General features: G+C 70.3%; 18 protein-coding genes. 12 read left to right on the top strand and 6 right to left on the bottom strand.

Annotated features, from left to right (window positions below):
• Positions 1–4: 4 nt before the first annotated feature.
• A complete protein-coding gene (locus ACZ6JE_RS04785) occupies positions 5–1,045 on the top strand; it encodes a hypothetical protein (protein WP_464318333.1) in 1,041 nt (346 codons plus the stop codon).
• 342 nt (positions 1,046–1,387) lie between these two features.
• On the opposite strand, the gene ACZ6JE_RS04780 is transcribed toward ACZ6JE_RS04785, so the two are convergent.
• Complete coding sequence (locus ACZ6JE_RS04780) at positions 1,388–1,672, bottom strand: acyl-CoA carboxylase subunit epsilon (RefSeq protein ID WP_371740646.1); 285 nt, start codon at positions 1,670–1,672, stop codon at positions 1,388–1,390.
• A complete protein-coding gene (locus tag ACZ6JE_RS04775; protein WP_192058550.1) occupies positions 1,669–3,294 on the bottom strand; it encodes an acyl-CoA carboxylase subunit beta in 1,626 nt (541 codons plus the stop codon). Before ACZ6JE_RS04775 ends, ACZ6JE_RS04780 begins: the two co-directional genes overlap by 4 nt.
• Positions 3,295–3,409: 115 nt before the next feature.
• Between ACZ6JE_RS04775 and ACZ6JE_RS04770 the strand changes: the two genes are divergently transcribed.
• From ACZ6JE_RS04770 to ACZ6JE_RS04760, 3 genes are read left to right on the top strand one after another with little or no spacing between them, the layout of a single operon-like run.
• Complete coding sequence (locus tag ACZ6JE_RS04770) at positions 3,410–4,189, top strand: biotin--[acetyl-CoA-carboxylase] ligase (RefSeq protein ID WP_464318332.1); 780 nt, start codon at positions 3,410–3,412, stop codon at positions 4,187–4,189.
• Positions 4,190–4,193: 4 nt separating this feature from the next.
• Positions 4,194–4,733: a PH domain-containing protein gene (locus ACZ6JE_RS04765; protein WP_192058545.1), complete on the top strand. Its 540-nt coding sequence runs from the start codon at positions 4,194–4,196 to the stop codon at positions 4,731–4,733.
• Between the two features lie 36 nt (positions 4,734–4,769).
• Entirely contained in the window at positions 4,770–6,074 is a 1,305-nt protein-coding gene (locus tag ACZ6JE_RS04760; RefSeq protein WP_464318331.1) for a UDP-glucose dehydrogenase family protein, read from the top strand.
• On the opposite strand, the gene ACZ6JE_RS04755 is transcribed toward ACZ6JE_RS04760, so the two are convergent.
• Complete coding sequence (locus ACZ6JE_RS04755) at positions 6,050–6,511, bottom strand: GtrA family protein (protein WP_320478998.1); 462 nt, start codon at positions 6,509–6,511, stop codon at positions 6,050–6,052. The genes ACZ6JE_RS04760 and ACZ6JE_RS04755 overlap by 25 nt on opposite strands.
• A 122-nt stretch (positions 6,512–6,633) precedes the next feature.
• Between ACZ6JE_RS04755 and ACZ6JE_RS04750 the strand changes: the two genes are divergently transcribed.
• The 3 genes from ACZ6JE_RS04750 to ACZ6JE_RS04740 are packed head-to-tail and all read left to right on the top strand — an operon-like array spanning position 6,634 to position 9,663.
• Positions 6,634–7,761 (top strand): 5-(carboxyamino)imidazole ribonucleotide synthase, encoded by a 1,128-nt coding sequence (locus ACZ6JE_RS04750; protein ID WP_464318330.1) that lies wholly within the window; start codon positions 6,634–6,636, stop codon positions 7,759–7,761.
• 16 nt (positions 7,762–7,777) lie between these two features.
• Positions 7,778–8,323, top strand: a complete 546-nt coding sequence (purE, locus tag ACZ6JE_RS04745) for a 5-(carboxyamino)imidazole ribonucleotide mutase (RefSeq protein ID WP_320476889.1) — start codon at positions 7,778–7,780, stop codon at positions 8,321–8,323.
• Positions 8,320–9,663, top strand: a complete 1,344-nt coding sequence (locus ACZ6JE_RS04740; protein ID WP_464318329.1) for an LCP family protein — start codon at positions 8,320–8,322, stop codon at positions 9,661–9,663. The genes purE and ACZ6JE_RS04740 overlap by 4 nt, the downstream gene beginning before the upstream one ends.
• A 123-nt stretch (positions 9,664–9,786) precedes the next feature.
• On the opposite strand, the gene ACZ6JE_RS04735 is transcribed toward ACZ6JE_RS04740, so the two are convergent.
• The 3 genes from ACZ6JE_RS04735 to rfbB are packed head-to-tail and all read right to left on the bottom strand — an operon-like array spanning position 9,787 to position 12,774.
• Positions 9,787–10,926, bottom strand: coding sequence for a glycosyltransferase family 4 protein (locus ACZ6JE_RS04735; RefSeq protein ID WP_192058536.1), 1,140 nt, complete (start codon positions 10,924–10,926; stop codon positions 9,787–9,789).
• Positions 10,901–11,791, bottom strand: a complete 891-nt coding sequence (rfbD, locus tag ACZ6JE_RS04730; RefSeq protein ID WP_243213598.1) for a dTDP-4-dehydrorhamnose reductase — start codon at positions 11,789–11,791, stop codon at positions 10,901–10,903. Before rfbD ends, ACZ6JE_RS04735 begins: the two co-directional genes overlap by 26 nt.
• The gene (gene rfbB / locus ACZ6JE_RS04725) at positions 11,791–12,774 is read right to left on the bottom strand and encodes a dTDP-glucose 4,6-dehydratase (protein WP_192058531.1); all 984 of its coding nucleotides are present in this window, start codon (positions 12,772–12,774) and stop codon (positions 11,791–11,793) included. The genes rfbD and rfbB overlap by 1 nt, the downstream gene beginning before the upstream one ends.
• A 126-nt stretch (positions 12,775–12,900) precedes the next feature.
• On the opposite strand from rfbB, the gene ACZ6JE_RS04720 reads away from it, so the two are divergent.
• From ACZ6JE_RS04720 to ACZ6JE_RS04700, 5 genes are all read left to right on the top strand, one after another.
• Positions 12,901–13,800, top strand: coding sequence for a M15 family metallopeptidase (locus tag ACZ6JE_RS04720; protein ID WP_464318328.1), 900 nt, complete (start codon positions 12,901–12,903; stop codon positions 13,798–13,800).
• 62 nt (positions 13,801–13,862) lie between these two features.
• Positions 13,863–14,093, top strand: coding sequence for a hypothetical protein (locus ACZ6JE_RS04715; protein ID WP_192058527.1), 231 nt, complete (start codon positions 13,863–13,865; stop codon positions 14,091–14,093).
• Positions 14,094–14,145: 52 nt separating this feature from the next.
• Entirely contained in the window at positions 14,146–14,763 is a 618-nt protein-coding gene (locus ACZ6JE_RS04710) for a dTDP-4-dehydrorhamnose 3,5-epimerase family protein (protein ID WP_464318327.1), read from the top strand.
• Entirely contained in the window at positions 14,760–15,620 is an 861-nt protein-coding gene (gene rfbA, locus ACZ6JE_RS04705) for a glucose-1-phosphate thymidylyltransferase RfbA (RefSeq protein WP_192058523.1), read from the top strand. Before ACZ6JE_RS04710 ends, rfbA begins: the two co-directional genes overlap by 4 nt.
• A 20-nt stretch (positions 15,621–15,640) precedes the next feature.
• Positions 15,641–16,717 (top strand): glycosyltransferase family protein, encoded by a 1,077-nt coding sequence (locus ACZ6JE_RS04700; protein ID WP_464318326.1) that lies wholly within the window; start codon positions 15,641–15,643, stop codon positions 16,715–16,717.
• Positions 16,718–16,729 lie beyond the last annotated feature (12 nt).

Genomic DNA, 16,729 nt, shown 5'->3' with positions numbered 1-16,729 from the left:
CTCCGTGCCGCGATGGCTCATCGTGCTGCTGGCCGCCGTCTTCTCCTGCTACCACCTCGTGCTGGCCTCGGTCTCGCTCGACCGGTTCGACGATCCCTGGCCCGTCGTCGCCTGCATGGTCGCGTACGCGGCGGCGACCGTCGCCGCGCTCTGGCCGGGCAGGGGGCCGGCGATGCCCGTCTGGATCGCGGCCTTCGCACTGGCGGTGAGCATCGTCATCCCGTTGCAGATCACGTCGCAGCTCGACGCGGCGGGGAGGAACGGCTACGCCACGTGGTACGTGGCCGCGATCGGCACCTTGATGGTCATCGTCGCCACGCGTCACCGGCAGGCGTTCGCCTGGCTCGGGGTGGGTTTCATGGCGCTGCACGGTGCGGCCTGGAGCGGAGCCGACACCCTCGCCGATCTCGGCGTGATCGGCAGCGTGACCTGGGTCGCGTTCGCCACCGCCATGTCGTCGTCGTTGACGCGGGCGAGTCGCGAGACGCGGGAGTTCATCCTCGCCGAGCACGAGGCGGCCGACTGGCAGGCGGCCCAGGAGGCCCATGTCAACGAGCGTCAGTACCGCCTGCTGCAGACCGGACGGACGGCCCGTCCGATGCTGCTCGCCATCGTGTCTCAGGACGGCGATCTGAGCGCCGAGCAGCGGCGCGAGTGCTTGAACCTCGAGGGCGCCATCCGAGACGAGATCCGCGGTCGACGTCTGCTCGACGACGACGTGCGGCGCGAGGTGATGGCGGCTCGTCGGCGCGGGGCGGTCGTGAGCCTGCTCGACGAGGGCGGCCTCGATGACGTCGACGGTGCGGATCTGGCGCGCATCCATCGGACTCTGGCCGATGCGCTGCACGGTTCGGTCGCCGATCGCATCGTCATCAGGACGGTGCCGGGCGGGGGCGACCACGCCGTGACCGTGGTCGGGCTCGGATCGCCGGATCCGAGTTCGAGCGCCCTGGGGCGCGGCTTCTCGAGCACGTCGGACGACGACGAGGGCGACGACGACGAGGTCCAGCTCTGGCTGCAGATCCCGAGGACCCTCTCGGCCTGAACGCCCGAAAAGAAGAAGGGCCGGACGATGTCCGGCCCTTCTGGAAGATTTCGGATCAGGGCGGCAACCCGAATGCCGCCCTGACCCGCCCCCGATTGAGAACCCGCTTACCCTAGTTGATTCTCAAACGGTGGTGCGACTCGAAGAGTTACACCTAGCAAGAACAATGATGCCCGTCGTCGCACCGAGTGCAAAGTCGACATTTAGGGGGACAACCAGGGGACGATAACCTCGTCTACCCCTGTTCGGGTGGCCGGAACGGTGCCGATGTGCCGGGTTGTCGACCCGGAGCCGCATGACGCGCGGGGGACAACGGCGCCGAGGAGGCGCGGGTCGGGTCGATCAGCCCGAGAACGAGCGCCAGTGGCCCGGTCCGACGGTCAACGGCCCTCGGGGGCGACGTCTCGAGCGCGTCCACGCCGATTCGGGCTGCGGCACGAGGAGGGTGGCCTGCTCCGCGGCCGCCGCGGCCTCGCCGGCCGCCAGGACGGCCGTGATGGCCGCGAGCTCGTCGTCGGTGGGACGCCCCGAGACGATGGTCAGCATGACGGGCAGGGCGGGCGCGGGATCGGCGAGGACCTCGCGCGGGTCTCCGTCGACCGGGAGCGCGGCGTGCCGTCCGCTCACAGGGGGATGTTCCCGTGCTTCTTCGCGGGCTGTGCGGCCCGCTTCGTGCGGAGGGCCCGCAGGGCCTTGATGACGGCGACGCGGGTGGCGGACGGCTCGATGACCCCGTCGAGCTCGCCGCGCTCGGCTGCGAGGAACGGACTCGCGACGTTGTAGGTGTACTCCTTCGCCAGGCGGCTGCGCACGGCCGCGACGTCCTCGCCCGCGGCCTCCGCGGCCTTGATCTCGTTGCGGTAGAGGATGTTCACGGCGCCCTGGCCGCCCATCACGGCGATCTCGGCCGTCGGCCAGGCGAGGTTGATGTCGGCGCCGAGCTGCTTCGAACCCATCACGATGTAGGCCCCGCCGTACGCCTTGCGGGTGATCACGGTCACCAGGGGCACCGTCGCCTCGGCGTAGGCGTAGAGCAGCTTCGCCCCGCGGCGGATCACGCCGGTCCACTCCTGATCGGTGCCCGGCAGGTAGCCGGGGACGTCGACCAGCGTGAGGATGGGGATGCCGAAGGCGTCGCAGAACCGCACGAAGCGGCTGGCCTTCTCGCCGGCCTCGATGTTGAGGGTGCCGGCCATCGCCGAGGGCTGGTTCGCGATGATGCCGACCGAGCGACCCTCGACGCGGCCGAAGCCGATCACGATGTTCGGCGCGAACAGCGGCTGGACCTCGAGGAACTCGCCGTCGTCGACGACGTGCTCGATGACGGTCATCACGTCGTAGGGCTGGTTCGGGCTGTCGGGGATGATCGTGTCGAGCGCACGGTCGTGGTCGGTGGTCTCGAGTTCGACGGCCCGGTCGAAGACCTGCGGTTCGGACAGGTTGTTGTCGGGCAGGTACGACAGCAGCGAGCGCGCGTAGTCGAGCGCGTCGTCCTCGTCGCTGGCGAGGTAGTGCGACACCCCGCTGATCTTGTTGTGCGTCAGCGCGCCGCCGAGCTCCTCGAAGCCGACGTCCTCTCCGGTGACCGTCTTGATGACGTCGGGGCCGGTGACGAACATGTGGCTCGTCTTGTCGACCATGATGACGAAGTCGGTCAACGCGGGGGAGTACACCGCGCCTCCGGCGGCCGGGCCCATGATCAGCGAGATCTGCGGGATGACACCCGACGCGGCCGTGTTCAGACGGAAGATCTCGCCGTACTTGCCGAGGGCGACGACCCCCTCCTGGATGCGGGCGCCGCCCGAGTCGAGGATGCCGAGGATCGGGACGCCGGTCTTCAGAGCGAGCTCCATCACCTTGATGATCTTCTCGCCGGCGACCTCGCCGAGGGACCCGCCGAAGATGGTGAAGTCCTGACTGTAGACGGCCACCTGACGACCGTGGATCGTGCCGGTGCCGGTCACCACGGCGTCACCGTAGGGGCGCTTCGCCTCCATGCCGAAGGCGTGCGTGCGGTGGCGGACGAACTCGTCGAGCTCGACGAACGAGCCGGGGTCGAGCAGCTGGTCGATGCGCTCGCGAGCGGTCTTCTTGCCCTTGGCGTGCTGCTTGGCGACGGCCGCCTCGCCGCTGGCCGTCACGGCCTCGTGGTACCTCGCCCGGAGGTCGGCCAGCTTGCCCGCGGTGGTGTGCAGGTCGGGCTCGGTGCCGGCGGTGGTCTCGGGGGAGGGCGTCGTGTCGGAGGTCACCCGCCTCACTCTACTGACCACGTCGTCCGACACCGTTGGAGGTTTCCACGCGTGGGGAGCATCGTCCGTGGTGGGTTCCGTGAACACCCGGCGCCGTCCGGCCTAGGCTGACGCGATGACCTTCCCACTCAGCTCGGCACGGAGCCCGTTCTTCGAGCACGTCGGGACGACAGGTTCCACCAACGCCGACCTGGTCGCCCGAACGGACTCCCGTCACGGCGGCGTGGTGGCCACCCTGCGTCAGACCGCGGGCCGTGGGCGACTCGACCGCTCGTGGTCGGCACCGCCCGACGAGACCCTCGCGGCGAGCGTGCTGCTCGACGCGAGGGGGCTCGACGGGTCGTCCCTCGGCTGGCTGCCGTTGCTGGCCGGGGTGGCGATGCGCGCCTCCCTCGCCTCCCTGGTGGCGCCCGGTCGGGGCGAGGTCGGTCTCAAGTGGCCCAACGACGTGCAGGTGGACGGCCGGAAGATCTGCGGTGTGCTGGCCGAGGCCCGACCGGACGGCGCAGTCGTGATCGGCGTGGGCGTCAACCTCACCGTGCCGGCGGAACGCCTGCCGACTCCGACCTCCACGTCTCTGTCGCTGCACGGGGTCGACGGCGCCGCCTCCGACCTCGCCGATCGGGTGCTGGCCGCGTTCCTCGACGAGACCCTCGGTCTCTTCGGCACCCTCGTCGAGCACGGGGGCGACGCGATGGCGTCCGGACTCCACGCCCGCGTCTCGACGGACTGCTCGACCCTGCGGCGCGACGTCCGCGTCGAGCTGCCCGACGGGACGGATCTGCACGGCGTCGCCGTCGCGATCGACCCGACCGGACGCCTGGTGGTCCGACCCCGCACAGGGGCCGATGCGGCGGTGTCCAGCGGCGACGTCACCCACCTGCGCTATGAATGACCCCATGAGCACCGCCGACCAGCAGGCCCCCGAGGCCGTCGTCGCGCGCCTCCGGCCGCATTCCCGCGTCATGTTCTGGCCGTCGGTCGCGCTCGTCGCGGTGTGCGCCGCGACGGGGTACCTCGGCGGGCGCTTCGACGCCGACTGGCAGAACACGCTGGTCTTCGCCGCCGCCGGGGTGCTCATCGTGCTGGTCTGGCTCGTCCCCCTGCTGGTGTGGCTCGGTCGGCACTACGTCATCACGACGCGTCGCATCATCCTGCGGCGGGGGCTGCTCGTCCGGACCCGCCAGGAGCTCCTCCACAGCCGCGGCTACGATTTGACGGTCAGGAAGAACGGCGTGCAGAGTCTGTTCCGCAGCGGCGACGTCCTGATCAACAGCGGTCTCGATCGGCCCGTCGTGCTGTGGGACGTGCCGGGGGCCGACCTCGTGCAGTCCACTCTTCACGACATGATGGAATCGAACACGAACTTCGTCGCGCAGCGGCGGCAGCACGACCAATCGGCCCCGGTGGACGGGGCGCCCCTCTGGAACGGCGACTAGACCCGTTCCGACCCTCGAACGACAAAAGGTGTCTCCATGCGTATTTCTGTGATCGGTTGCGGCTACCTCGGCGCCGTGCACGCGGCCTGCATGGCCGAGCTCGGGCACGAGGTCGTCGGCATCGACGTCGACGAGCGCAAGGTCGCCGAGCTGTCGGCGGGGCGCGCCCCCTTCTTCGAGCCGGGCCTCCCCGAGGTCCTCGGCCGGGCGCTCGACTCGGGTCGGCTCCGATTCTCGACGGATCTCGCCGACGCCGCGGGCGCCGAGGTCCACTTCGTCGCCGTCGGCACACCGCAGACGAAGGGCAGCCACGCGGCCGACCTCACCTACGTCGACGCGGCCGTCGAGGGGCTCCTCCCGTACCTGGCCGACGGCGACCTCGTCGTGGGCAAGTCGACCGTCCCGGTCGGGACGGCGAGTCGCCTCTCCGAGCTGGTGCGCGCCTCCTCGGGGGCCGATCTGGCCTGGAACCCCGAGTTCCTCCGCGAGGGCTTCGCCGTCAAAGACACCCTCACCCCCGATCGCTTCGTCTACGGCGTCGCACGAGGCGAGACCGGCGAGCGGGCCGCCGCCCAGCTCGACGCCGTCTACGCGACCGCGCTCGCGGCCGAGACGCCGCGTCTGGTCACCGACTACGCCACGGCCGAGCTCGTCAAGGTCTCGGCCAACGCGTTCCTCGCCACGAAGATCTCGTTCATCAACGCCATGGCCGAGGTCGCCGAGGCGACCGGCGCCGACGTCACCCAGCTCGCCGACGCCATCGGCTACGACGCGCGCATCGGTCGCAAGTTCCTCAACGCCGGCATCGGCTTCGGCGGTGGCTGCCTCCCGAAGGACATCCGGGCGTTCCAGGCCCGAGCCGACGAGCTCGGCCTCGACTCGCTCGCCTTCCTGGCCGACGTCGACGCCATCAACCTCCGTCGTCGCGATCGCGTCGTCGCGCTGGCCGGCGAGCTCGTCGGCGACCTCGCCGGTGCCCGCGTCGCGGTGCTGGGGCTGGCCTTCAAGCCGAACAGCGACGACGTCCGCGATTCGCCCGCGCTCGACGTGGCGCGCCGCCTCCGGGCGAGCGGCGCGATCGTCACCGCGTTCGATCCCGAGGCGAACGCCACGGCCGGTCGCGTGGCGCCCGAGCTCGAGTACGCGACGGACGTCGAGTCGGCGCTCCGCGACGCCGACGTCGTCCTCGTCCTCACCGAGTGGACCGAGTTCCGTGAGCTCGACCCGGCCGTCGTCGCCGGACTCGTGTCGCACCCTCGCGTCGTCGACGGCCGCAACACGCTCGACTCCGTGGCCTGGCGTGCGGCCGGCTTCGACTACAGGGGACTCGGCCGCCCCTGAGCCTCGATGCCGGTCCGCGCGGGGTGGAACACCCAGAGCTTGTAGAGCGTGAACCGGAAGACCGAGCCCAGGGCGAGGCCGACGACGTTGCTCGAGACGTTGTCGGCCGCTGCCGATCGGAATCCGAGCACGTAGTGGGACACCCCGAGGCAGGCCAGCCCGATCAGGAGACCTCCGAGCGCCACGCCGAAGAACTCGACGGCCTCGCGGAGGGCGCGGCTGCGACGCGTCGCGCGGAACGTCCAGTACCGGTTGCCCAGCCAGACGACGACGATGGCGATGACTCCCGAGGCGACCTTGGCGAGTAGCGGCCCGGCCGCGATGCGCTCCGGGTCGAAGACCGTCGCCCGGAAGACGTTGAACAGACCCAGGTCGACGACGACCCCGAGGGCGCCGACGGTGCCGTAGCGGACGAGCTGCAGGGCGAGCCGGCGCATGCGCCTCCTCGGGGTATCGGCCAAGATGGGGAGGGCTCGACGAGCCCGGAAGATTCTACCGCGCCCCTCTCGGACCGGCCCCGCGCCGGGTCCGGGACGGACGCCCGCATCGAGGAGACACCATGGCCTACCGGATCGGCGTGATCGGAGGCGGGCAGCTGGCCCGCATGATGGTCCCCCCGGCCATCCATCTCGGACTCGACATCCGCGTCCTGGCCGAGACGGAGGGCAGCTCGGCGCGCCTCGCCGCGACGCAGGTGGGTGACTACCACGAGGTCGAGACGGTCCTCGCCTTCGCCCGCGACGTCGATGCGGTGACCTTCGACCACGAGCACGTCCCGCAGGACGTCCTCCGGGCGCTCGTCGACGCCGGCGTCGCCGTCCACCCGTCGCCCGAGGCGCTGGCCGTCGCGCAGGACAAGATCGTCATGCGCCGTCGGCTCAGCGAGCTGGGTCTGCCCGTGCCCGACTGGGCGGCCGTGCGCGACGCCGAGGCGCTCGGCCGGTTCCTCGCGGAGCACGGCGGCAGCGCGGTCGTCAAGACTGCCCGCGGCGGCTACGACGGCAAGGGCGTGCGGGTCGTCCGCGAGGCCGACGGTGCTGACGACTGGTTCGCCGACCTGGCCGACGGAGAGGCACTGCTCGTGGAGGAGCTGGTCGACTTCCGCCGCGAGCTCGCTCAGTCGGTGGCCCGCCGCCCGAGCGGTCAGATCGTCGCCTGGCCCCTCGTCGAGAGCGTGCAGAGCGACGGCGTCTGCGCGGAGGTCATCGCGCCGGCGCCGAAGAGCGCGGGTCGTCTGGCGGAGGCCGCGGAGGCCATCGCGCGCACGGTTGCCGAGCGGCTCGGGGTGACGGGCGTGCTGGCCGTCGAGCTGTTCGAGACCGACGACGACCGCCTGCTGATCAACGAGCTGGCGATGCGCCCGCACAACACGGGGCACTGGACGATCGACGGATCGACGACGAGTCAGTTCGAGCAGCACCTCCGTGCCGTCCTCGACCTCCCTCTGGGCGACACGAGACCGCATGACGCCTGGAGCGTCATGGTGAACGTGCTCGGAGGGCCCGAGGCGGGCACCCTGGCCGAGCGGCTCCCCGCGCTCATGGCGGATCACCCGTCGGTCAAGGTGCACGACTACGGCAAGGACCCGCGCCCCGGTCGGAAGGTCGGGCACGTGACGGCGACCGGCGACGACCTCGACGAGGCGACCTACCGGGCGCGCGCCGGTGCGGCGTTCTTCGAGGGCTGACGCTATCCTCTAGCTCGTGTCCGACCCGAACCGCGCCTCCTTCGCCCCCTCCGTCGCGAACGATCCCGGCACGCCGCCGCGGGTCGCGATCGTCATGGGGTCCGACAGCGACTGGCCGACGATGCGGAGCGCGTCCGAGATCCTCTCCGAGTTCGGCATCGCGCACGAGGTCGAGGTCGTCTCCGCGCACCGCACGCCCGACAAGATGATCCGGTTCGGGCGCGAGGCCGCCGGGCGCGGTCTCGGCGTCATCATCGCGGGTGCAGGAGGCGCGGCGCACCTCCCGGGGATGCTCGCCTCGGTCACCACCCTGCCCGTCGTCGGCGTGCCCGTCGCCCTGGCGAAGCTCGACGGTCTCGACTCCCTGCTGTCGATCGTGCAGATGCCGGCCGGCATCCCGGTCGCGACGGTCTCCATCGGCGGGGCGGCCAACGCCGGCCTCCTCGCCGCGCGCATCCTCGGGGTCTCCGACCCGGGCCTCGCCGCCCGGCTGACGGACTACGCGACCAGCCTCGGCGAGCTCGTCGAGGAGAAGAACACGGCCCTGCAGCGGTCGCTGTGAGCACGGCTCTGCCGGTCCGCAACCCCGACCTCGGGTCGGAGCCGTTCATGACCCGGCGGGCCTGGGTGCTGGTCGTGCTGAACGTGCTCGTGCCAGGCTCCGCCCAGGTCCTGGCCGGCAACCGGCGACTGGGTCGGATCGGGCTCGCCTCGACCCTCGTCTTCTGGGCCGTGCTGGTCGTCGTGCTGCTCTCGGCGCTGTTCTTCCGCCGCCCCCTGATCGAGATGGCGACGAGCGTCGTGGCCCTGACCATCGTGCAGGTCTACCTGGTCTACTTCGCGGTGCTGTGGGTCGTGCTGACCCTCGACACCCTCAGACTCCTCCGCATCGTCCGTACGAATCCGACGTCGCGCGGCTTCCTGGCGGGCGTGATGGCCCTGCTGCTCTTCGTCACCGTCGGCCCGGCCGCCTGGGGCGCCTATCTCTCGGGTGTGCAGCACGGGCTGCTCAACGACCTCTTCACCTCTCAGGCCCAGGCGGCCGACCCCGTCGACGGCCGGTACAACATCCTGCTGCTCGGCGGCGATGCGGGGGCCGATCGCACGGGGCTGCGTCCGGACAGCATCTCGGTCGCGAGCATCGACGCCGAGACCGGGGCGGCCACGCTCATCGGGATCCCCCGCAATCTGTACAACTCGCCCTTCTCCGAGGGATCGCCGCTCTGGGGCGTCTACCCGGACGGGTACTCCTGCGGTGACGACTGCCTGATCAGCTACCTCTACACCTACGGTGAAGAGCACCCCGAGCTCTATCCCGATGCCGAACAGAACGGCTCGAACGCCGGGGTCGAGGCTATGCGCGACGCCGTGTCCGGCGTCACCGGTCTGACCCTGCAGTACTACGTGCTGATCGACATGGAGGGCTTCGCGCAGTTGATCGACGCTCTCGGCGGCATCGAGGTCGACAACACCGAGGGTCGTCTCCCGATCAACGGCGGCGTCGACGCGGCCGGTGAGCCCATCAACGTCGACGGGTGGATCGAGCCCGGCCGACAGACCCTCGACGGCTACCACGCCCTCTGGTACGCCCGAGCGCGGCACGGATCGGACGACTACCACCGGATGGTCAGACAGCGTGAGGTGCAGCAGGCCCTGCTGACCCAGTTCCAGCCGACGACCGTCCTGGCGAAGTTCCAGGCGGTCGCGAGCGCGGGCGTGCAGACCGTCGACACCGACATCCCTCGGGGAGCGCTGAGCGCGTTCGTCGAGCTGGCGCTGAAGACGAAGGGGCAGGAGATCGGCGACCTCGAGATCGTGCCTCCGACCTACGACAACGTCTACCCCGACTACACGATCATCCGCGCCGACGTCGCCGCCGCGACCGCGTCCGCCGCGGGCTGACCGGCCTCGCGCTGCTCGCTCGCGGGCGGACGGGCCTCGCGCTGCTCGCTCGTGGCCTGACGGGCCTCCGCCCGTCCGGACTCGACCCCGTCGGCCGAGCCCCGACGGATCGGGTCGACGGGTCTAGAGGTCGGCGTGCAGCTGCCAGACCTTGTCCGCCGAGTCCGACCAGCTGAAGGCGTGCGAGCGGTCGATGCCGACCACTCCCAGCCGCGTGCTGAGCTCGACGTCGTTGACGATCTGGTACATGGCCTGAGCGAGGCGCTCGGGGTAGTGCTCGGGGTCGTCTCGCGCCACGACGGCCGCGGCGTCGGCCGCGACCTCGACGAGGGCCGGAGTGTCCGAGATGATCGTCGGGGTGCCCAGGCTCAGGGCTTCGACCACCGGCAGGCCGAAGCCCTCGGCGAGGCTCGGGAAGACGAAGACCGTCGCGCGCTGCAGCAGCACGGCCAACTGCTGGTCGCTGACGAAGCCGAGCGACCGCACGCGGTCCTCCGGCAGGTTCTCGCGGGCGACGATGTCCGCGATGCTGACGTCGCCCCAACCGGCCGGCCCCACGATGAGGAGCGGGATGTCGGGGGCGTCGGGGTGTCCCATGGCCTGGATGAGGGGCTCGATGCCCTTCCGTGGTTCGAGCGTGCCGATGCTGAGGGCGTAGGCCTCGGGCAGACCCAGTTCGTCGGCGACGGCGTTTGCATCGGCGGGCACGGTGAGGTCCCGGCTGACGGCGCCGCCGATGACGCGGAGGCGATCGCCGAAGTCGAAGCGCTCGGAGAGCTCGTCGGCCACCGCATGGGTCGGGACGACGACGGCGTCGGCGAACCGGTGCGCGCGCCGGGCCATCGCCTTGTGCCAGCGGACACCGCGAGGGGTGAGCGTGTGCGGGTGGGTCCACGGGACCGTGTCGTGGATGGTCGCGACGGTCTGCGTCGCGGGCTCGAGCGCACGGTCGTGCCGGAACAGCGGTGCGAGCAGGCTCGTCGAGTGCACCATGCCCCGCCCGGGGAGCCCGGCGAGTCCGGTCTGCCAGGCGAGCGAGAGCTCCCGCCGACCGAGCGGCGCCTTGGCCAGCCCGGAGAGACCGGGGATCAGATCGGTGAGCCGGTCGTACTCCGCCTGCGGGTGGGCCGCCACGACGCCTTCGACGTCGCACCCTCGCGGGGCGTTCGCGATGAGACTCCGCGTGAGCTCGACGGTGTAGCGGCCGATGCCGCCGGGAACGGGTGCGAGGACCTGGTCAACGACCACTCGGAGTGTCGTCATCGGACGAGAAGACCCCCTTCGCGGCGGCGTCGTGGAGTGCTTCGTCCCACGGACGCAGCGGAGCGAGGCCGGCAGCGGTCCACGCGTCGTGGCCGAGGACGCTGAACGCCGGGCGGGGGGCGGGGCGGACGAAGCTCGAGCTGTCGGTCGCCTTCACGCGGTCGGCATCCAGACCGGCGGTCTCGAAGACCGCACGGGCGAAGTCGAACCAGCTCGCGCGACCGCCGTTCGTGCCGTGGTAGACACCGGCCGGTGCGTCGGAGTCGACGAGTCGGACGATCTGCTCGGCGAGGTCGAGAGTCCAGGTCGGCTGACCGATCTGGTCGTCGACGACGCTCACCGTGTCGTGGGTGGATGCCAGGCGGAGCATGGTCTTCGCGAAGTTCGGACCGTGCTGCCCGTAGAGCCAGGCCGTCCGGACGATGTAGGTGCCGTCGGGGTTGGCCTCACGGGCCAGGCGCTCGCCCTCGGCCTTGGTGCGGCCGTAGGCACTGACCGGAGCCAGGGGAGTGGACTCCGCGTAGGGCTCCGTGGCGGTGCCGTCGAAGACGTAGTCGGTCGAGACCTGGACGAGTCTCGCCCCCGAGGAGGCGGTGGCCTCGCCGAGCAGACCGGCTGCGGTCCCGTTGACGGCTCGGGCCGCCTCCTCGTCGGTCTCCGCCGCATCGACCGCCGTGTAGGCCGCGGCGTTGATCACGACGTCGTGCCCGGCCACCGCGGAGAAGACCGCGTCGCGGTCCGTGACGTCGAGGTCGGCGCGACCGAGCACGGTCACCTCGCGGCCGAAGAGAGCCTCGAGGAGGTCGGACCCGAGCATGCCGCGGGCGCCGGTGACGAGGTAACGGAGGTTCTGCGGAGTGCTCATCAGAGGGCCGCGCGCTCTTTCAGGGGCTCCCACCACTGACGGTTGTCGCGGTACCACTGCACGACCTCCGCGAGTCCGTCGGCGAACGGGACGCGAGGCTCGTAGCCGAGTTCGTCGCGGATCTTGGAGATGTCGACGGAGTACCGGAGGTCGTGGCCGAGGCGGTCCGCGACGCGGTCGACGTAGGACCAGTCCTTGCCGGTGGACTCGAGCAGCATCTCGGTCAGCTCGCGGTTGGTGAGCTCGGTGCCACCGCCGATGTTGTAGATCTCGCCCGCGCGGCCGTCGACGAGCACCATGGCGATCCCGCGCGTGTGGTCGTCGACGTGCAGCCAGTCGCGGATGTTGTTGCCCTCGCCGTAGAGGGGGACGTGCTTGTCGTCGATGAGGTTCGTGACGAAGAGGGGGATGACCTTCTCGGGGAAGTGGAACGGGCCGTAGTTGTTGCTGCAGCGCGTGATCGAGACGTTGAGGCCGTGGGTGCGGTGGTAGCTGCGGGCCAGGAGGTCGCTGCCCGCCTTCGAGGCGGAGTACGGCGAATTGGGCTCGAGCGGGCGGTCTTCTGCCCACGACCCCTCGGCGATCGAGCCGTACACCTCGTCGGTCGAGACGTGGACGAAGCGCTTCAGGTCGTTGCGCAGGGCGGCGTCGAGGAGCTGCTGGGTGCCCAGCACGTTCGTCTCGACGAAGATCGACGCGTCGCGGACGGAACGGTCGACGTGCGACTCCGCGGCGAAGTGGACGACGGCGTCCACCCCGGGGAAGAGCGTGTCGAGGAGTGCGCCGTCGCGGATGTCGCCCTTGACGAAGGAGTACCGGGGCGAGTCGGCCACGGAGGCGAGATTGGCCTCGTTGCCCGAGTAGGTGAGGGCGTCGAGGACGACGACCTCGGCGCCTTCGAGACCCGGGTAGGCGTCTTCGAGAGTGCGGCGGACGAAGTTGGAGCCGATGAAGCCGGCTCCGCCGGTGACGAGGATTTTCACACTGATTCCTTGGTGTTGAGGCGCGGACGTGTCGGTCGATGCTACCGGAGGCCGCTCGTGTCCCCCTTTCTGCCGATGCCCGATAGGGGGGTGGACGATCCACTTCCCGCATGAGAGGTTTGACCAATGGTCTGCTCTCCAGACGACCCCACGCGGTCTGCTTCCTCTCTCGGGCGCCGACGGGTGCTGGCCTACGCCGCGGCCGCGACGACCCTCGGCACGGCGGCCGTGCTCGCCGGCGAGTCGGACCGCGCATCGGCGGCGGTCAGTCTGGGCGAGACCTCTGGCTCCGTCGAGACCGTCGCGGACGCCCAGGCGCTCGCGGCGCTGTCGGCCTGGGGCGGGCACTCGAACGGCAAGATCCCCGCCGGTGCGCTGACCCGGGTCGTCTCCGACGTCGCCGGGTCGGGGTTCCTCCGCGACGACGCCGCCCGGCAGTACTTCAAGATGAGCCTCGCCTTCGCCCAGGCCATCGGCACATCCCTGCTCATCACCGAGGGATACCGCAGCTTCGCGCGTCAGACCGACTACTGGAACAAGTACCAGAACGGAACGGGCAACCTGGCGGCCTACCCCGGCACGTCGAACCACGGCTGGGGGATCGCCTGCGACTTCGGTGCGGGTGTTCAGACGGCCGGGTCCGCGGCGAAGCGGTGGATGGACGCCAACTCGATGTCGTACGGCTGGAAGCCCACGGGCAACGCCTTCTCCCAGCCCGAGCCGTGGCACTTCGACTACGTGGCCACCTACGCGGCGACCACCGGTGGCGGTGCGATGACGCCTGCCGACGCCGGGATGATGATCCTCCGAGCCGTCGAGCCGCTCACCGAGGTCGCGTCGATCTACACCGCCGTCGTCGGCGTCCGGAGCCTCCGGCACGTCCCCGTCATCACCCGGATCAACGCCCTGCGCGTCGCAGGCGTCCCCTACTTCGAGGTCACGCGCAAGGCCTTCTACGAGATCACCAACGGTCTCTCCATACCCCGCAAGGCCATCCGGGTCGACGCCGACTACTGGCGCCCCTGACGGCGGTCCCCTCCCCGGGGACCCGTTCCACACCGAATCCCCGAGCCCAGAAGGATCCCCACATGCTGCTCCTCCGATGCACCGACTCGCTCTCCGGCGTGGGCAGGGGGTACACCTGCGTGGTCGACACCCGTTCGCTCCGGCACATCGCCTCCGCTTCTCAGATGAACAACCTCGTCGCCGTCGGCATCCCCGCCCGCAACCTCAACGCCGTGGCCTTCTACGAAGTGCTGAACGGCCTCGGTATCCCGCGGGCCGCGGTCAAGAAGAACGCCGACTGGACGCGCGGCTGAGTCGAGGGCTCGTCCTCCCCGCCTCGGCGGAGGCCCTTGCTAGGCTCGCCGGGTGCAGATTCGCGAACTGAAGATCCCAGACAGCTACGAGATCACACCGAAGCAGTTCGGTGACGACCGGGGAGTCTTCCTCGAGTGGTACCGGTTCGACCGGTTGTCCGAGGCCGTCGGGCACTCCATCGACCTCCGGCAGGCCAACACCTCGGTCTCGAAGCGGGGTGTGGTCCGCGGCATCCACTTCGCCGACGTGCCGGTCGGTCAGGCCAAGTACGTCACGGCGACCCACGGTGCCGTCCTCGACTTCGTCATCGACATCCGGGTCGGATCGCCGACCTTCGGCGAATGGGACTCCGTCCTCCTCGACGGCGTGGACCGCCGGGCCATCTACCTGGCCGAGGGCCTCGGGCACGCCTTCGTCGCTCTGACGGACGACGCGACGGTCAGCTATCTGGTGACCGACACCTTCAACGCCGCCCGCGAGCACGGCATCAACCCGCTGGACGAGCGCATCGGTCTGATCTTCCCCGACGAGGCGGGCGAACCCCTCCTGTCGCCGAAGGACACCGACGCTCCTGGTCTCGACGAGGCCGCCGCGCAGGGTCTGCTCCCCACCTACGACGCCATGCGCGAGTTCTACGCCACCCTCGATTCGAAGGAGAACCGGTCATGAAGGGCATCATCCTCGCCGGCGGGTCCGGCACCCGCCTCTGGCCCATCACCAAGGGCATCTCGAAGCAGCTCATGCCCATCTACGACAAGCCGATGGTCTACTACCCCCTGTCGACGCTGATGATGGCGGGCATCAACGAGGTGCTCGTGATCACGACCCCCGAGTACAACGATCAGTTCCGTGCGCTCCTCGGAGACGGTTCGCACCTCGGCATGCGCATCGAGTACGCCGTGCAGCCGTCACCCGACGGTCTCGCCCAGGCGTTCATCATCGGTGAGGAGTTCATCGGCGACGACAGCGTCGCCCTCGTCCTCGGCGACAACATCTTCCACGGGGTGGGTCTCGGCTCGAGCCTCTCGAAGAACGCCACGGTCGACGGAGCCACCATCTTCGCTTACCACGTGGCCGATCCGACCGCATACGGAGTCGTCGCCTTCGACGACTCGTTCCGTGCGACGTCCATCGAGGAGAAGCCCGTCGCGCCGAAGAGCAACTACGCCGTCCCCGGTCTGTACTTCTACGACAACAGCGTCGTCGCCATCGCGAAGACCATCGAGCCCAGCGCTCGCGGTGAGCTCGAGATCAGCACGGTCAACGAGCGCTACCTCCGTGAGGGGCGCCTCCAGGTGCAGGTCCTCGATCGCGGCACCGCCTGGCTCGACACCGGCACCTTCGGCTCGATGATGCAGGCCTCCGAGTACGTCCGGGTCATCGAAGACCGTCAGGGCCACAAGATCGGCTGCATCGAGGAGATCGCCTGGCGGAACGGCTGGATCTCCGACGACGATCTCCGCGAGCTCGCATCGCCCTTGGCCAAGAGCGGCTACGGGGTCTACCTGAGCAACCTGCTGGGCTGAGCACCGCCGTGGGGTCGATCGTGCGACCGAAGGTCGCCCTGGTCGTCCACGGCGCGGACGGCAGGCACCCCGGGTCGGCGTTCGTTCGTGTGGTCCTGCGGGCACGCTGGGCCGGACGTCTCGGCCTGGCGGACTTCAGCTTCGTCACGCCTGAGGCGCTGGCGGCGGGGCGGCACCTCGACGGGGTCGACGCCGTGATCGTCCAGCGCGACGCCCTGCTGGACAGCGTGCTCGCCACCGCCGCGGTCGGCGAGATCTCCCGACGCGGGATCCGGATGGTGCATGACGTCGACGACGACTTCTGGTCGGACGAGTCCCGAGCGCGCCTCCTCGGTCAGGACTACTCGCCTGCGCGACTGGCGGCCTTCGACATCGCTTCGACGGCGGCCGACATCACGCTGGCGAGCACGGCGGTGCTCGCCATGCGGCGGCCGGACTCCACGGGAGCCGTCGCCGTCGTCCGGAACGCACTCGACCCCGAGCTCTGGTTCGGCGGGGTGCCGGCCGACCCGGGCGGGCATCCCCGGGGCGAGTCGGCGGTGACGGCCCTCGACCGGGACGACGTGCGCGGATCGTGGTACCTGTACTCGGGCAGTCACACGCACGGCGACGACCTCGAGCTCCTCCGTCGCGTGCCGTCGGCGCAGCGCCGTCTCGAGGTCGTGGGCGTCACCCCGGAGACCGCCTCGTGGTACTCGCTCTCGCATCTCGCATCGACCCCGATGCCGTATCCCGAGTACGTGCGTCTTCTCCGTGCGTCCTCTGCACGATGGAGCGTGGGCCTGGCCCCGCTCGTGTCGAACGGCTTCAACCGTGGGAAGAGCGACCTGAAGTTCCTCGAGTACTCGGCGCTCGGCATCCCCACCATCGCATCGCAGGGCACGGCGTACGACGAGGCGGGCCCGCACGGAGCGGTCCTGGTCGGTAACGACCCCGACGAGTGGCGCGAGGCCGCCGATGCTCTGTCCGACGACCCGCACGGACGCCGACGTCACGCCCAGCAGGCCCGCAGCCACGTCGAGGAGGAGCGGGTCTTCAGGGTCGACGACGGATGGTGGGAGGCGGTCGGCGGCCTGGGTGGTCTACCGTCGTCGTGAGGCGGCTCGGTC

The sequence above is a fragment of the Frigoribacterium sp. AC759 genome, from assembly GCF_979256015.1.
The sequence above is the reverse complement of the archived record's forward strand: the minus strand, read 5'-3'. Positions and strand labels throughout refer to the sequence as shown.

What these genes read in the sequence shown, in the direction of transcription:
- ACZ6JE_RS04770 (WP_464318332.1), top strand. Translation starts at nt 3,410, where the DNA reads ATGACCTTCCCACTCAGCTCGGCACGGAGCCCGTTCTTCGAGCACGTC.
- ACZ6JE_RS04765 (WP_192058545.1), top strand. Translation starts at nt 4,194, where the DNA reads ATGAGCACCGCCGACCAGCAGGCCCCCGAGGCCGTCGTCGCGCGCCTC.
- ACZ6JE_RS04760 (WP_464318331.1), top strand. Translation starts at nt 4,770, where the DNA reads ATGCGTATTTCTGTGATCGGTTGCGGCTACCTCGGCGCCGTGCACGCG.
- ACZ6JE_RS04755 (WP_320478998.1), bottom strand. Translation starts at nt 6,511, where the DNA reads ATGCGCCGGCTCGCCCTGCAGCTCGTCCGCTACGGCACCGTCGGCGCC.
- ACZ6JE_RS04750 (WP_464318330.1), top strand. Translation starts at nt 6,634, where the DNA reads ATGGCCTACCGGATCGGCGTGATCGGAGGCGGGCAGCTGGCCCGCATG.
- ACZ6JE_RS04735 (WP_192058536.1), bottom strand. Translation starts at nt 10,926, where the DNA reads ATGACGACACTCCGAGTGGTCGTTGACCAGGTCCTCGCACCCGTTCCC.
- rfbD (WP_243213598.1), bottom strand. Translation starts at nt 11,791, where the DNA reads ATGAGCACTCCGCAGAACCTCCGTTACCTCGTCACCGGCGCCCGCGGC.
- ACZ6JE_RS04720 (WP_464318328.1), top strand. Translation starts at nt 12,901, where the DNA reads ATGGTCTGCTCTCCAGACGACCCCACGCGGTCTGCTTCCTCTCTCGGG.
- ACZ6JE_RS04715 (WP_192058527.1), top strand. Translation starts at nt 13,863, where the DNA reads ATGCTGCTCCTCCGATGCACCGACTCGCTCTCCGGCGTGGGCAGGGGG.
- rfbA (WP_192058523.1), top strand. Translation starts at nt 14,760, where the DNA reads ATGAAGGGCATCATCCTCGCCGGCGGGTCCGGCACCCGCCTCTGGCCC.